This window comes from Marinomonas atlantica (assembly GCF_001639725.1).
GTDB classification, from domain to species: Bacteria; Pseudomonadota; Gammaproteobacteria; order Pseudomonadales; family Marinomonadaceae; genus Marinomonas; species Marinomonas atlantica.
Window position 1 is genome coordinate 11,354 of record NZ_LTAW01000009.1, and the last position, 15,842, is coordinate 27,195.

Consider the following 15,842-nt stretch of genomic DNA (forward strand, 5'->3'; position numbering starts at 1 on the left):
TCATTCGCCTTTAATATTTAAATTTTGCAGCAGGGCTTCAAGGGCACCATCGTTCGGAAGTCGCCCTTCTAAGTCAATAAATTGCATTGTATCAGGTCGATCTGAAAAGTCTTCCAGCACAATCCATTTAGTGTTGTCGAGATACTCCAAGTGGTATTTCATCGCCAATTCCGCTGTTACTTTATCCAATACCACAATCACCACTTGGCTATGATGCCCAAGCACGGCCACTAAATTAACAACTTCTGTCTCTCTTCGTGCTACAAAACCACTAACATTAAGCTCAGACTGCCAAATAACCTGACTGACATTTGTACCACCAATGATAATAAAATTCGTTGCGAGGGAGGTCCAATCACCCATACTAATCGAGGGGGCCGCCTCTAAAGCAATCACCATTGAGGCCAAGCGAAAGGGTATCAATTGGTGTGCCAATATCGTTTCACCAGGTAATTCGTCAGAACGCTGAGTACCCACATAAATAATAGGTAACGCTTGGCTTCGGCTTGACACCAACAACTTATCAACACCACTTTTAGCAAGTTCTATATCACCCAAACCGACAAACATCACGTCGTATTTTGTGCGATACGGCGTGCCCGCACCAAAGAACTCCGCAAACGATGAGTACACCTCAACACGCATGCCTATCGATTTTAATAGTTCAAGCAACCTATTACTCTCGGCATAATCATTTTTCACCAAAACGACACGCTTACCCATGACATTTATTGGACTATTATGCTGAGCTTCAGGCATCAGCGTCGCCATCATCACAAAACGACCCGCATCCGAGGCGTCCACACGACCTTTCACCAATTTAGGGTATTCATCACTCAACCATTGCAACGCAGGTGTCATTATCTCTAAACCAAACAACTTAATGACTAAACGGTTTTTTTCCCAACCAATATGAAGGTATCGCCCGGATATCGAACTGTTTATACACAATAAAAACGCCACCATTAACATTGATCGATGATCTTGCGTCCATTCCGCAAAAAGCTGTGCATCACTTAGCGAAAGGTCCACACTAAAGTCTCGCTGTTTTGAATTTGGCATGAGATTTAGTTCCAATTCATCCTGCAGTTGTACAACAAGCTCTCCCAGCGATATTTTTTGTGGTACGGCATCATCTAAGTGATTAATCTTGATTAGCAAGTCTCCGATGACATTTAGCCAACGTACCGTTGATTGCGGTGACGTTTCTAAATCATTCTTACAATTCTTTAGTTCTTGCAATATTAACGATGATGGCGGCTGTGGTCGGTCCAATGTATGTCGAGGGAAACGATGCGTTAAGTGCCAACGTAAGCGGCGGACCTCACTCACATCTCGCCCAACTAACATGACACTACGAAAACCCTGTTCATTGATAAAAGAGTACGTATTAAAGTCATATACCTTATCGAACTCTGAAAACTCTAATTCGAACCCTCCACCATACTCACCTTTCAAGGCACGCTGAATCGGTTGATGACAAGCAATGGGGGTCATGTCGAAAACTGTACCGACGAATGGGTAACTGGGAAACAGCTCTTTCGCTTCTTTATTAATGTTCGTTACACGGGCCGACTCATCACAAAATAGAATGGCGGATTGTAGAGAGTTGGATAACAATTCTAAATGCTGTTCACGTATCTTGAGCTGTACTTGAAAACGGTTCATCTGAGCAAGTAGAGGTTGAAGCTCGATATAGTTCATCGCTCCCTCGCGATCCAAGGCTGGTAGCCCAGTGATCGGTACAAACATGACCCGCTGCGCATAAAACTGTATCAACCAATACATTAGCAGCAAACATATTAAGACTACTGCACAGCCAATCAGAACCATGCTACTAAACGATTTAGTAAAGGGTCGAGCAAAGCGCAGCTCTATTGTTAGGTTGTCTTCTAAATCAGGGATTGAAAGAATACTGTCGTGGGCAACATAAGGCACACCATCAGAGAAGCTTCTTTGATTCTCTACCAGTAATACATTGCCCACAAGGTCTTTAATGCGTATGAAGTCAGCGCCTGCGCCTGTAATTAAATCGCTTGCCAACGCTAGGTTGTTATTGAGTGAAATAAAACCATAGAAAAAACCTTGACTCCGACCAACACTGTCGCCCTTAAGTGGCTTTTTAAACACCAGCAGTTCACTCCGATCGCTAGAGGATACGTGCCGCCAAGCATTTATTTGAGCATCTTGAATAAGGCTGATAGGGCTGTTTTGGGTATACAAGCGAACTCTAGGATCTTCCATACTTTGGCCATTTTCTAAATCTACGTAGAAAAAATCTAAGCCGCCAAAGAACAACACATCATGAAGCTGAAATATATCACCTAGGGTTTCACCATTAGTCACTTGTTCAGACAGGTACTTAACTTCAAAATTTGCTCGATCCAAATACGACGAAAAACTCATGCTGAGTGCTTGTGTACGTTGATGCATGGAAGCCAATGTATGACTTCGCTGAGTATAGTAGTCCATTACCCAGACAGCTGCGCACAGAACTAATGCTCCAAGTATAAGAGGGATGAGTACCTTACGAGAAAAACGTTTACGTAAACTTATCGGGGCCATAGAGACATCGAGTAAGGAAGTGCTTGTTGAAAAATAATGTTGCGCGTCTGTTCATCCATGTTTTGCACCAATAAACTAAAAGATTCCATATATACAGCAGGTAAAAGACGCGATTCAATGTCTGCTTTAATCGCTTCTGCAGCAGCTATAGCCCTATAATCCAAATTTCCAACAACTGTAACCAGAATAATGCCCAGCTGATACGCATCCTCCCAATCATTCAAGCCTAACCAAGCATTAGTACTTACTAGTACTTTTTGCTGACGGCTCAAAGCCTGAACAACGCCTTCATTAAGATTGGGAGTACAAGAAAATATGAAATGCGACGAACCTAGTGCTTGGCTTTCGTTTACAATCTGCTGAGCAATACGTTCGGCAGACTCAGCACTATCTTTCAATTTATAACGACGACGTATTTGATAGCCCTCCTTATAAAGCTCATTTAGAAAAATCTGGCAGCCTGTTTCATTTCTATAGGGGTCATCAACCGATAATGTATCAATTATCGTCCCGTCATCAAGCATACGCGCCAAATAGCTTGCCAAACTTTGCATCGCTTTTGCTCGATCCATACCAATATACAGCAGCGGAGGATGCATGCGCCATGCAGAAAAAGGGGCAATGACGCCCCTCACCAGTACTTCTATTTGCCCAGTTTTCAGTATCCGTTCCAATAAAGGACGATTATGATCATCAACCCGATCGACAATCATGTAGTCAAAATTAGCCGCTTCGATTTTTTGAAAAGTATTCAGCGTAGAGTAAATTCCATCACTAGAATCTATATGGAAAACATCAAGTCGAAAGTCAATACTAAGCTCTTTCATACGCTGCTTAAACGTCATAAGCCACGCTTGGTTAAACACAATCGATGGATCACTGTGCAGTACGACGGCAATTTTCTGAGTATCAGGGCGATTCGCTAATAAAGGGACAGGTTGCGAGCGAACACGTACCGACAATTGCTCAATAAGGGGTAGCTGACTAGGGTTAGCGTCTAAAAAACGTTTTAAACTAAATGAAGACTGGCCAAACGTATATGCACTTACTCCTTGAGACAAAAGAGCAATCGTTAAGTAGATGAAGAAAAATCGTAGCTGAGGCATAGGCTTCGTTGATCTTTAAGTGATTAAAGACATTCTAACGAGAACTACTTTGAATGAAACACAATCGTGCCAAAAAGACATAAAAAAAGCCGAGTTACAAAGTAACTCGGCTTTTTTAAATATGGTGCGGAAGGAGAGACTCGAACTCTCACGCCGTGAAGCACTGGAACCTAAATCCAGCGTGTCTACCAATTCCACCACTCCCGCAAGGAATGGCGAGCATTATAGAGAAACCATTTCCATGGTCAACACTTTTTTGAAAAAAACTTCTAAAAAAGCTGCTCGCCAAATAAAACGTTATTTAGAAACGGCGGCCGTTAGAGTATTCACCGTGCTCGTAGCGAATCGCCATTTCTTCAAGATCGATGGTTTGAATGCGAGACGCTTGGCCTGCACAACCAAAGGCTTCGTAACGATCAATACACACAGCCTTCATCGCTTTGATGCTTTCTGTTAAGTATTTACGTGGATCAAAGTTACCTTTGTGCTCAGCAAGACTACGACGGATCGCACCCGTTGCGGCTAGACGAAGGTCAGTATCGATGTTGACCTTACGAACACCGTAGCGGATCGCTTTTACGATCTCTTCTACTGGCACACCGTATGTCTCTGGAATTTCACCACCAAATTCGTTGATGATTTCTAACCAGTCTTGTGGCACTGAAGAAGAACCGTGCAATACGATATGAGTGTTTGGCAGCAACTCAACAATCTTCGCAATACGCTCAATGTCTAAGATGTCCCCTGTTGGTGGACGAGTAAACTTGTACGCACCGTGACTTGTACCAATGGCTACTGCTAACGCATCAATACCCGTTGCGTTTACGAAGTCTACCGCTTCTTGAGGGTCTGTCAGCATCTGGTCGTGCGACAAAATACCTTCTGCGCCAACACCATCTTCTTCACCCGCTTGACCTGTTTCTAATGAACCAAGTACACCCAGCTCACCCTCTACAGATACGCCACACGCATGAGCGAACTCTACAGTACGACGCGTCACATCAACGTTGTATTCGTAGCTTGCGGGTGTTTTACCATCGGCCATTAAAGAACCATCCATCATAACTGATGAAAAACCAAGCTGAATAGAACGCTGACAAATGGCTGGGCTCGTACCGTGATCCTGGTGCATGACTACCGGGATATGTGGGTAATCTTCAATCGCCGCTGCAATCAGGTGGCGAAGGAAGTGAGAGCCGGCGTATTTACGCGCGCCTGCAGACGCTTGCATGATAACAGGCGAGTTGACCTCGTCCGCTGCTTCCATGATCGCTTTGACCTGCTCCATGTTATTCACGTTAAACGCAGGTAAGCCGTAATCATGCTCTGCTGCATGGTCCAGCAATTGACGCATACTTATTAAAGGCATAAAAGTTTCCTCTGACAATGAAGTTTTTGGTGTCTAAACAGTGCATCCAATCAAGAGACACCGTGTGATTTTATATTCATGCGCATGTGTGTCACATGTGGCGTTTCGCCTTATCGTTATATTGTCAGTCTGTCTAATGAAAGACTGGTCACTCTCTAAGTGTTTATAATTATAAAGGATGAGAAAGTCCTTGGACTTTCTCATCCTGCAGGGTATTCCCTGTCTTATTCAAGTGCAAGCATATAGCTTTACACTAATTTTGCGTGCGTGACTCCAACATAGCAACTGCTGGAAGTACTTTTCCTTCAACAAATTCAAGGAAAGCGCCACCGCCTGTTGAAATGTAAGACACTTTGTCTGCAATCTCGTATTTATCGACAGCGGCTAGCGTATCACCGCCCCCTGCTATAGAGAAACCATCACTGTTCGCTATCGCCATCGACAACGCTTTTGTGCCTTCACCGAACTGATCAAACTCGAATACGCCGACGGGGCCGTTCCAAATGATCGTTTTTGAGCTCTCTAGCAGCCCCGCTAATTTAGATGCAGCTTTCGGACCGATATCTAAAATCATATCGTCTTCTGCTACATCTTTCGCGTCTTTCACCGTCGCGGTCGCATTTGCGGAGAACTCTGTTGCGACAATAACGTCTTCCGGCAAAGGAATGTTCACTTTTTCCATCAACGCCTTAGCTTGTGGAATCAAATCTTTCTCATAAAGTGATTTGCCAACTGGAAAACCGGCTGCGGCAAGGAACGTATTTGCAATACCGCCACCGACGATCAACTGATCCACTTTGTCTGACAATGACTCCAGTACTGTTAGCTTAGTCGATACTTTTGAACCGCCAACAATCGCCGCCATTGGACGAGCAGGTTTCGCCAGCGCTTTCTCTAACGCTTCCAGCTCGGCCGCCAATAATGGACCAGCACAAGCGATCGGAGCAAATTTACCCACACCGTGAGTCGATGCTTGAGCACGGTGAGCCGTACCGAACGCATCCATCACATAAACATCACATAAGGCGGCCATCTTCTTAGAAAGCGCTTCATCGTCTTTTTTCTCGCCTTTGTTGAAACGTACGTTTTCAACCAACACCAGTTGACCCGCTTCAACCTCAACGCCATCTAACCAATCTTTTACTAGAGGGACATCTTGACCCAAAAGACCTGCAAGGTGATCGGCAACAGGTTGCAGTGAGTATTGCTCTTCGTACTCACCTTCTGTTGGACGACCAAGGTGAGACATTACGATCACTTTAGCTCCTGCTTCGATCGCATGCTTCAGCGTTGGCAATGCCGCACGAATTCGCGCATCACTGGTTACTTTGCCTTCTTTCACAGGTACATTAAGGTCTTCACGAATCAACACATATTTGTTCGCAAGATCCAAATCGGTCATTTTAATTACGGTCATGCACGATTCCTCGTCGTTTTTAAAATCATCAGTGCTGAGCACTGTTTTCCAATTGTTGCTGCCAATAGCATGCCACATCTAACATGCGATTCGCATAGCCCCATTCATTATCAAACCAACACAGAAGCTTCACCAACCGACCATCGACCACTTGGGTTTGTGTTCCATCGATGATGACCGAGCGCGGATCATGATTAAAGTCTACCGACGCATGGGCTTCCTGAGTGTAGCCTAATAATCCCGCGTACTTAGACGAAGCAGCGATTTGAAGGGCAGCATTTACTTGTTCTGCTGTCACATCTTGCTTGGTACGCACTACCATATCGATCAACGAGACATTAATCGTCGGTACACGCACCGCATTGGAACTGATCTTACCTTCCAATTCAGGCATTAAACGCGCAATACCGCGATCAAGCCCCGTGTTCACTGGAATAATCGAGCTCATAGCGGAGCGCGTTAGTCGTAAATCTTTAGTGTGATAAGCATCTATAATCGGTTGGTCATTCATAGCGGAATGAATGGTTTGCGTTGCACCATGCTCCACACCTGCCAACTCTTGTAACGTATCCAACACGGGGATAACACAGTTTGTCGTACAAGATGCCGCAGAGACGATCGTCTGATCCGCAGACATGCTGCTTTCATGGTTAAACCCAAATACAATCGTCGCATCTACATCGGCAGATGCAGGTTGAGATAACAATACTCTTGGCACACCCGCGTCGATAAAGCGCTGTATCTCACCTCGTTCGGTAAACGTGCCCGAACACTCCAAAACTAGGTCTACTTTTAAAGTCGCCCAATCCAGCTCTTCCGGAGACATAGCACTAAAACACCGAATCTCGTCATCACCGATCAATAGACTCTGACCTTCAACGGAAACAGGTTTCGGAAAGCGACCATGAGTTGTATCGTAACGAGTCAAGTAACTGATCGTTTCGATATCTGACAACTCGTTAATTGCGACAACGTGTAAACGGTCTTGGTAACCATTTTCATAAATCGCACGTAAAACAGATCGGCCAATACGGCCATAGCCATTAATTGCTATTCGCAACATAGTTCTCTTATCACATTGATCCAACAAAAAAGAGGAGCGCTAAGCTCCTCTTTCGTTGCGAAGCCGTTAGGCGTTCAGCAGTTTCTCTGCTGTTTCAACAACATTTTCAACAGTGAAACCGAAGTGTTTCAATAGGTCGCCACCCGGTGCCGATTCGCCGAATGAACGCATGCCAACCATCGCACCGCCAAAGCCAACGTATTTGTACCAGTAGTCAACATGCGCAGCTTCAATTGCTACACGCTTAGTAACTCTGCTTGGCAGGACAGACTCTTGGTACGCTTTATCTTGCGCATCAAACGCATCGGTAGACGGCATAGAGACAACGCGCACCTTAGTGCCTTTTTCAGTCAGCGCTTGCGCAGAATCCATGGCTAGAGATACTTCAGAACCCGTTGCAATCAAAATCAATTCTGGTGTGCCTTCGCAATCAGAAAGCACGTAACCACCTTTCGCGACATCTGCCACTTGCGCATCGGTACGAGACAACGCAGGTAAACCTTGGCGACTGAAAACAAGTGCAGTAGGGCCTGTACGACGTTGGATACCCGCTGACCATGCCACCGCTGTTTCCGTAGCATCAGCAGGACGCCATACGGACATGTTTGGTGTCATACGTAGATTAGCAAGCTGCTCAACAGGCTGGTGCGTTGGACCGTCTTCACCCTGACCAATTGAGTCATGGGTGTAAACGAAAATGTTTTGAATGCCCATCAATGCAGACATACGGACTGCATTACGTGCGTATTCCATAAACATCATGAACGTCGCACCATAGTTGATGAAACCACCGTGTAGCGATACACCATTCATAATGCCGCTCATACCGAATTCGCGTACACCGTAGTAAATGTAATTACCCGCAGGGTCTTCTTGAATGCCTTTAGAACCCGACCACAACGTTAGGTTAGAGCCGGCCAAATCTGCAGAACCACCTAGTAGCTCAGGAAGCATTGCACCAAACGTACCGATCGCATTTTGTGATGCTTTACGGCTGGCAATGTTCTCACCCTTGTCTTGGCATTCTTTAATATAAGCTGCTGCTTTTTCTGTGAAATCAGCTGGTAATTCACCTTTAACAACACGGCGATCAAACTCAGCTGCTAGTTCTGGGTAAGCCGCTTGATAAGCTTCAAAATTCGCTTCCCACTCAGACTGAGCTGCTGCACCTTTCTCTTTACCATCCCAACCCGCGTAAACGTCTGCAGGGATTTCAAACGGTGCTTCTGACCAGCCTAGGAACTCACGAGCTGCAGCGATCTCGTCATCACCCAGTGGCGCACCATGACAGTCGTGCGAGCCTGACTTATTTGGCGAGCCAAAACCAATAATGGTTTTACAACAGATCAGTGTCGGTTTAGAAGTTTCAGCTTGCGCGGCTTCAATAGCTGCTTTAATCGCTTCAGGGTCATGGCCGTCAACGTCCGCAATGACATGCCAGCCGTAAGATTCAAAACGCTTAGGTGTGTCGTCAGTGAACCAACCTTCTACATGACCATCGATAGAGATACCGTTGTCATCCCAGAATGCAACCAGTTTGCCTAGACCAAGCGTACCCGCTAGCGAACACGCTTCGTGGGAAATACCTTCCATCATACAACCGTCACCAAGGAAGCAGTATGTGTTGTGGTCAACTACATTGTGGCCTTCGCGGTTAAATTGCGCTGCTAGCGTTTTCTCAGCAATCGCCATACCGACAGCATTGCTGATACCAGCGCCTAGAGGGCCTGTCGTTGTCTCAACGCCATCAGTGTAGCCATACTCAGGGTGACCAGGAGTTTTCGAGTGTAGCTGACGGAATTGCTTTAGCTCTTCCATTGGCAAGTTATAGCCAGAAAGATGCAACAGAGAATAGATCAACATTGAACCATGGCCGTTTGACAAAATAAAACGGTCACGATCGACCCAGCTAGAATTGCTTGGGTTGTGTTTCAGAAAGTCATTCCAAAGCACTTCTGCAATATCAGCCATGCCCATTGGCGCGCCTGGGTGTCCAGATTTTGCTTTTTGAACCGCGTCCATGCTCAGTACGCGTATAGCATTAGCAAGTTGTTTACGAGACGGCATTGATCATCCACTCCTGGTTAATGTACGAAATGTCGGCATCATTCTCCACGCTAAGCCCAAGCCTTGCAACGGCATCAGACGGCTTATGCTTACTAATTAAGCAAAGAAAATGAAATTGCACAAAGATGGACAATAGCATAGCAAAAAAGCACCGAAAGCACCCTACCCTTAATGCGCAATTGCTTGAATTTTAGTCGTCATTGGTTCATTATCCGTAGTACAGCGTCGATTTGTTTCGGCTTGCGGACGCTATATAAATTCAGCTAAACAGAAGCACGATACGCCTGTTTAGCAAACCATTTCAGCTAAGCGGGTTTTTTTATGCCTGTTTGGCGCTCTAGAATTTACATCTATAGAGGCACAAACATGTCAGAATATTCTCTATTTACCTCAGAATCAGTCTCTGAAGGTCACCCAGATAAAATTGCAGACCAAGTATCCGATGCTATCTTGGATGCCATCATCAAAGAAGACCCAGAAGCGCGTGTTGCATGTGAGACACTTGTTAAAACCGGCATGGTCTTGGTTGCGGGTGAAGTACGCACCAATGCTTGGGTTGATATCGAAGACATCGCCCGCGGCGTTATCCGTGACATTGGTTACAACAGCTCCGATATGGGCTTTGACTGGGAGTCCTGCGCGGTACTTAACGCGATTGGCAAGCAATCTGCAGACATCGCTGTCGGCGTCGACGAAGCCAACGAGAAAGAACTAGGCGCGGGTGACCAAGGCCTAATGTTTGGTTTCGCAACCAATGAAACAGACGTTTTAATGCCTGCTCCGATCACATACGCTCATCGCTTGGTTCAACGCCAAGCCGAAGTACGCAAAAACGGCACACTAGACTTCCTGCGCCCCGATGCAAAAAGCCAAGTCACCTTCCGCTATGATGAAAGCGGCAAGCCGTGTGCAATTGATGCGGTGGTACTGTCGACACAACACAGTGCCAGCGTAAAACAAGCTGATTTGCGTGAAGCGGTAATGGAAGAAATTATCAAGCCAGTTCTTCCAGAAGAGTGGTTATCGAAAGAGACTAAATTCTTCATTAACCCAACAGGCCAATTTATCATTGGCGGCCCTGTGGGTGACTGTGGCCTAACGGGTCGTAAGATAATCGTTGATACCTACGGCGGCATGGCACGTCACGGCGGTGGCGCATTCTCTGGTAAGGATCCATCAAAAGTAGACCGTTCAGCCGCTTATGCAGGGCGTTACGTCGCGAAAAACATCGTCGCAGCTGGTCTTGCCGACAAGTGTGAGATCCAAGTGTCTTACGCCATTGGCGTGGCCGAGCCTACGTCAATCAGTATCAACACCTTTGGTACAGGTAAAGTCAGTGACGAATTGATTTCTCAGCTGGTACGCGAACAATTCGATCTGCGCCCAGCAGGCTTAATTAAGATGCTCGATCTTAAGCGCCCAATCTACCTACCTACAGCGGCTTACGGCCACTTTGGTCGTGAAGAAGAAAACTTCACATGGGAACGCACGGACAAAGCTGACACATTACGTAACGCTGCAGGTTTATAATTCCCGCAATTTCCGTTATAAAAGCCCTCTTATAAGAGGGCTTTTTAATTTATGCGCATTCCACGTATTTTCGTAGATTTACCACTCGCAGAACACACTACATTTGACTTTCCTGATGGTGCTTTTCAACACTGTTGCAAAGTATTGCGATTAAAAGAAGATCACCCAGTCGTTTTATTCAATGGTCAAGGCGGACAATACCAAGCCAAGCTGGTCAATGTACAAAAGCGAAATGCTCAAGTAGCCGTGGATAATTTTGAAGCATTGAAAAACGAATCACCTCTTTTGGTCACCATAGGTCAATCCATCTCCCGCGGTGAACGTATGGACTATGCGATTCAAAAAGCCGTTGAGTCAGGTGTTTATAAAATACAGCCGTTATTCAGTGAACGTTGCGAGGTCCGTTTAAACGATGCTCGACTCGAAAAGCGCGTACAACATTGGCAGCAAGTTGCCATCAGTGCCGCAGAACAATCAGGGCGGGGCATTGTTCCTGAAGTCAGCTTTCCCATTGCTCTGCAAGACTGGGTCATAAATTGTAACGAAATGTTAAGGTTGGCACTACACCATCACAGTGCACGCCCAGTGAATCAGTTTACCCCACCAGATAATCAGAAAATCGCCTTACTAATCGGCCCAGAAGGCGGGCTTTCCGAGACAGAAATAGACTTTGCAGAACAACAAGGTTTTTCTGCTATCGCTTTAGGACCTCGAGTATTACGCACAGAAACCGCTCCGATTGTGGCACTTACAGCATTGAATTTACTTTGGGGAGATATTTGATTTTACGATTTGTAACATTCTGCTATGGTCACTAACACTAATATGTTGTTATCAACTGTGGCAATTTTATACAGTGTACATTCAGAGTTGAGCGTTATTTCAGCTAACGCATTTTTACATTAGGTGGAGCCCATGTTTCGACAAAAATTAATCGTCAGCAGTATAGCGCTGGCAACGTCTCTTTTGGCATTACCCTCATGGGCTATAACCCTTGAAGAAGCAACCTACACGGCCATAGAGAACAACCCTCAGGTTCGCCAATCGATAGCACTGTACAAAGAAAGTCTTGAGAGCACTGAAGTGACTCGTCGCAGTGGCTTTTATCCATCAATAGATTTCAATGCCGGTATTGGTCATGAGTCAACATATGACTACCAAGGTTCTGGAGAAGATGTTTCGTTAACTCGCCGAGAGCTGGGTTTAACATTAACTCAACCAATTTTTAATGGCTTCAATTCCACCAATAACGTAAAGCGGTTAAAAGCTGAAGCCGAAGCTAATCGCTGGAATGCTCTCAACCAAATTGAAAACAAAGCCTTAGATGTTGCGGAAGCGTATACCAATGTACTGCGTAATCGCGAATTGGTTATTTTGGCTGAGTCCAATCTAGAGACTCATGATCGCATATACGAGCAAATTCGTACTGCGACAGAATCTGGTGTCGGTCGTCAGTCTGACTTTAGTCAAATATCTGCGCGACTAGCGAAAGCAGAAGCCAATCGACTATCAGCTCTAGATAACCTTCATGCAGCAGAAGCAAATTATAAAGTTGTTGTCGGAGACTTGCCTCCTAAAGAACTGATTCATCCAGAGCCTGATCGCTCTCTTCTGCCTACGAGTATGGCTGAAGCGATTGATCAGGCACTGCAAGGTAGCCCAGCTCTTGACTCTGCCAGATGGGATGTTGAAGCAACGGAGCACTCCATCGATGCCGCAGACTCAAGCTTTTACCCAGAATTAAACTTCGTGGTTGAAAGCTCTTTCAATAATAATATTGATGGCCGAGAGGGCTCTAGTGAAGACCTGACAGCAATGCTTCGCTTAAATTATAACCTTTATAACGGTGGAGCAGATCGTCGAGCTCAGAATATTGCGGTTCAACAAAATATTCAAGCTTCAGAAATTCAACGCAACGCGGTGCGAGAAGCTGAATTATCGGCACGTTTATCTTGGGCATCATACGAAGCAGCACTGGGATCCAAAATCCATTTACAACGTTACGTAACAGCCACAAAAGAATCTCAACTATCTTATGCCCAACAGTTCAATCTTGGCCGACGTACCTTGCTAGATGTATTAGACAGTGAAAACGAACTGTTTGAAGCGCGTCAAGACTACGTCAATGCTGACTTCGATGAGCTATACTCAGTTTTCCGCTTATTCAATACCAAGGGTGATTTGATGCGTGCGATGCGCATCTATCAACCCGAAGATCTTGGATACGATCAAGAGCCCCTGCCCAGAGAGCGTACAGCTCAAACAGCTGAGGCTAAAATGGCAAAAGCTGTTACACCAGATGTAAATCGACCTACTACAGCAACCACACCAACAACAGCACCTTATAATCCCCAGCAATACAACCAAGGGGGGCAAAGTAGCTATCAGGTTCCTCAGCAGCCAGTGGATGGAATATCTAGCTATCAAGTGCCAGCACAACAGCAGTACAATCCACCAGTTCAGAGCTATCAACCACCGGTTAGCACAGCTCAGCCGGTAGTCCCAGTTCAGAGCTATCAACCGCCTGTTAGCCCAGTTCAGCAGGTAGTCCCTGTTCGCCCTAGTTACAATACCGCCGCACCAAGTAACAGCAACTTTCCGCAAGGTAACACCTCTGTTAACGATGACGGCGTTATCTTTATTGATGCAACCGACAACACTGGCGGTTGGTAAACAAACTTAGCGGTACAGCACCTTGCTGTGCCGCTTTTTCTTGTCTGATATTTTCTCACTCAGCCCTTATCTTTCCTGTCCCGAGTCCTTATACTCTTCTCTATATAAAAATTTTGCCATAGGCCCAAGAGGCCTGTGCGCTGTAACAGGAAAAGTACATCATGACCATTAAACTCGGCATCGTAATGGATCCTATCCAAGCCATTAATTATAAAAAAGATACCTCTCTCGCCATGTTATGGGCAGCCGCCGATAAAGGTTGGTCTTTGTATTACATGGAGCAATCTGATCTCTTTCTCGACAATGGTCGTGCCTTTGCTATGACTAAGCCGCTGAACGTTTTCAAAGACCCTGACCACTTCTATGAACTCGGTGAAGAGAGCATGGTAGCTTTGGGTGATCTGGATGTTATTTTAATGCGCAAAGATCCGCCATTTGACAGTGCATTCATGCACAGCACTATGATTCTAGATCAAGCCCAGCGCGACGGTGCATTAGTGGTCAACAACCCAAAATCTCTTTTAGAATGCAATGAAAAGCTGTTCGCAACGCAGTTCCCGCAATGCTGTCCAGAAGTGCTCGTTACTCGCCGTGGCGATCTGCTCAAAGCGTTCCATAAAAAGCATAAAGACGTGATTTTCAAACCATTGGATGGCATGGGCGGTAGCTCCATCTTCCGTCTTAAAGAAGACGACTCCAATGTTGGGGTGATCATTGAAACCCTGACAAACTTGGGTACTGAACAAATCATGGCGCAAAAATACATTCCAGAAATCAAACAAGGCGACAAGCGTATTCTTATCGTCGATGGCAAGCCCATTCCTTATGCTTTGGCACGCATTCCTGCTGCGGGTGAAACACGGGGAAACCTAGCTGTTGGCGGTCGTGGTGAGGGGCGTGAACTCAGTGAACGAGACCGTTGGATCTGCGATCAAGTCATTCCTACGCTAAAAGAAAAAGACCTAATGTTCGTCGGTTTAGACGTCATCGGCGACTATCTAACGGAAATCAACGTCACCAGCCCAACCTGTGTCCGCCAATTAGACGATCAATATGGATTGAACATTGGCATGACCCTTATGGACGCCATTGAGGCGCGCTTAAACGCTCGATAATTCGCTATGCGCAGCGCAGATCGCTTCTCGATTACTCTGTTTATTGCCATCAGTCTGCACTTGATGGCAATCACACTGGTGAACTTTGATTTTTCCATGGGACAAACTGCTCCTAGGAAAGCACTCGAAGTAACACTGGTTCAGCATAAGTCTGACGCCCCCAAAGAAGCCGATTTCATCGCCCAAGCCAATCAACAGGCAAGTGGGACAGAACTGCGCAAACAGAAGCTAACCACTACAGAAACCGCTCAGTTCCGGTCAGACGAGATTCAAGACATCACCCCTCCCGTCCAACCCGAATTGGCGTCAGCAGAACCCGTCAAAGACCCGCAACTCATCGCCAGTCGCAATCAGAGTGATGTCTTTCGGGTACTGGATGACCCAGAACAACAGAACAAAACCCTGGAAGAGCAGTTTCTGGGCAAGACTCAAGTGCCGAGTAGACTGTCGAGCGATATCGCAACACTCGAAGCGCTACTTGATCAGCAACGTCAATCCTATGCCAAACGCCCACGTATTCGACGCCTCACCTCAGTGTCCGCAAAATCCGCCATTGATGCCAAATACCTCGATGACTGGCGCCGTAAAATCGAGCGAATCGGTAATATCCACTACCCCTCCGAAGCCAAACAAAACCATCTTTATGGCCAGCTGCGCCTAGCGGTCGCGATTATGCCGAATGGTTACGTCGAGAGTATTGAGGTACTGCAGTCCTCCGGTATACGCGTGTTAGATGATGCTGCAATGCGAACCGTCCGCTTAGCGGAGCCCTTTGATGCTTTCCCTACTGAGCTAAAAAAAGAAGTGGATCAACTCGAAATCATCCGCACCTGGCAGTTTGTGCCAGGTAATCGATTACGTAGCCAGTAATCTCTCAACAACGCCATTAACTAAGACCATTAACCTTCCTAGGTAGAAAGCGTCTTATGCATCTAGG

At 46.0% G+C, this 15,842-nt stretch carries 11 protein-coding genes and 1 tRNA gene; 5 read left to right on the plus strand and 7 right to left on the minus strand.

Annotation, left to right across the window (positions count from 1 at the left end):
- From AYW75_RS15145 to tkt, 7 genes are all read right to left on the minus strand, one after another.
- Positions 1-2,565: a transcriptional regulator gene (locus AYW75_RS15145; RefSeq protein ID WP_156490870.1), complete on the minus strand. Its 2,565-nt coding sequence runs from the start codon at positions 2,563-2,565 to the stop codon at positions 1-3.
- Entirely contained in the window at positions 2,553-3,671 is a 1,119-nt protein-coding gene (locus AYW75_RS15150) for a type 1 periplasmic-binding domain-containing protein (RefSeq protein ID WP_067101181.1), read from the minus strand. The genes AYW75_RS15145 and AYW75_RS15150 overlap by 13 nt, the downstream gene beginning before the upstream one ends.
- A 122-nt stretch (positions 3,672-3,793) precedes the next feature.
- A tRNA-Leu gene (locus AYW75_RS15155) sits at positions 3,794-3,878 on the minus strand.
- A 94-nt stretch (positions 3,879-3,972) separates the two neighbouring features.
- Positions 3,973-5,040: a class II fructose-bisphosphate aldolase gene (gene fba / locus AYW75_RS15160; protein ID WP_067101183.1), complete on the minus strand. Its 1,068-nt coding sequence runs from the start codon at positions 5,038-5,040 to the stop codon at positions 3,973-3,975.
- 253 nt (positions 5,041-5,293) lie between these two features.
- Entirely contained in the window at positions 5,294-6,457 is a 1,164-nt protein-coding gene (locus AYW75_RS15165; protein WP_067101186.1) for a phosphoglycerate kinase, read from the minus strand.
- Positions 6,458-6,485: 28 nt separating this feature from the next.
- Positions 6,486-7,520, minus strand: a complete 1,035-nt coding sequence (locus tag AYW75_RS15170; RefSeq protein WP_067101189.1) for a type I glyceraldehyde-3-phosphate dehydrogenase — start codon at positions 7,518-7,520, stop codon at positions 6,486-6,488.
- A 66-nt stretch (positions 7,521-7,586) separates the two neighbouring features.
- Positions 7,587-9,587 carry a transketolase gene (gene tkt, locus AYW75_RS15175; protein ID WP_067101192.1) on the minus strand — a complete coding sequence of 667 codons (2,001 nt, stop codon included), beginning with the start codon at positions 9,585-9,587 and terminating at the stop codon, positions 7,587-7,589.
- A gap of 366 nt (positions 9,588-9,953) precedes the next feature.
- Here tkt and metK point away from each other — a divergent pair, with 366 nt between their 5' ends.
- The 5 genes from metK to AYW75_RS15200 all read left to right on the plus strand — a co-directional run bounded on the left by metK (position 9,954) and on the right by AYW75_RS15200 (position 15,775).
- Entirely contained in the window at positions 9,954-11,117 is a 1,164-nt protein-coding gene (gene metK, locus AYW75_RS15180; RefSeq protein ID WP_067101195.1) for a methionine adenosyltransferase, read from the plus strand.
- 51 nt (positions 11,118-11,168) lie between these two features.
- The gene (locus tag AYW75_RS15185) at positions 11,169-11,900 is read left to right on the plus strand and encodes a 16S rRNA (uracil(1498)-N(3))-methyltransferase (protein ID WP_067101198.1); all 732 of its coding nucleotides are present in this window, start codon (positions 11,169-11,171) and stop codon (positions 11,898-11,900) included.
- Positions 11,901-12,032: 132 nt separating this feature from the next.
- Positions 12,033-13,790 (plus strand): TolC family outer membrane protein, encoded by a 1,758-nt coding sequence (locus tag AYW75_RS15190; protein ID WP_067101201.1) that lies wholly within the window; start codon positions 12,033-12,035, stop codon positions 13,788-13,790.
- Positions 13,791-13,951: 161 nt separating this feature from the next.
- Positions 13,952-14,905, plus strand: coding sequence for a glutathione synthase (gshB, locus tag AYW75_RS15195; protein WP_067101204.1), 954 nt, complete (start codon positions 13,952-13,954; stop codon positions 14,903-14,905).
- Positions 14,906-14,911: 6 nt separating this feature from the next.
- Positions 14,912-15,775: an energy transducer TonB gene (locus AYW75_RS15200; RefSeq protein ID WP_067101207.1), complete on the plus strand. Its 864-nt coding sequence runs from the start codon at positions 14,912-14,914 to the stop codon at positions 15,773-15,775.
- Positions 15,776-15,842 lie beyond the last annotated feature (67 nt).

What these genes read in the sequence shown, in the direction of transcription:
- AYW75_RS15145 (WP_156490870.1), bottom strand. Translation starts at nt 2,565, where the DNA reads ATGGCCCCGATAAGTTTACGTAAACGTTTTTCTCGTAAGGTACTCATC.
- AYW75_RS15150 (WP_067101181.1), bottom strand. Translation starts at nt 3,671, where the DNA reads ATGCCTCAGCTACGATTTTTCTTCATCTACTTAACGATTGCTCTTTTG.
- fba (WP_067101183.1), bottom strand. Translation starts at nt 5,040, where the DNA reads ATGCCTTTAATAAGTATGCGTCAATTGCTGGACCATGCAGCAGAGCAT.
- AYW75_RS15165 (WP_067101186.1), bottom strand. Translation starts at nt 6,457, where the DNA reads ATGACCGTAATTAAAATGACCGATTTGGATCTTGCGAACAAATATGTG.
- AYW75_RS15170 (WP_067101189.1), bottom strand. Translation starts at nt 7,520, where the DNA reads ATGTTGCGAATAGCAATTAATGGCTATGGCCGTATTGGCCGATCTGTT.
- tkt (WP_067101192.1), bottom strand. Translation starts at nt 9,587, where the DNA reads ATGCCGTCTCGTAAACAACTTGCTAATGCTATACGCGTACTGAGCATG.
- metK (WP_067101195.1), top strand. Translation starts at nt 9,954, where the DNA reads ATGTCAGAATATTCTCTATTTACCTCAGAATCAGTCTCTGAAGGTCAC.
- AYW75_RS15185 (WP_067101198.1), top strand. Translation starts at nt 11,169, where the DNA reads ATGCGCATTCCACGTATTTTCGTAGATTTACCACTCGCAGAACACACT.
- AYW75_RS15190 (WP_067101201.1), top strand. Translation starts at nt 12,033, where the DNA reads ATGTTTCGACAAAAATTAATCGTCAGCAGTATAGCGCTGGCAACGTCT.
- gshB (WP_067101204.1), top strand. Translation starts at nt 13,952, where the DNA reads ATGACCATTAAACTCGGCATCGTAATGGATCCTATCCAAGCCATTAAT.
- AYW75_RS15200 (WP_067101207.1), top strand. Translation starts at nt 14,912, where the DNA reads ATGCGCAGCGCAGATCGCTTCTCGATTACTCTGTTTATTGCCATCAGT.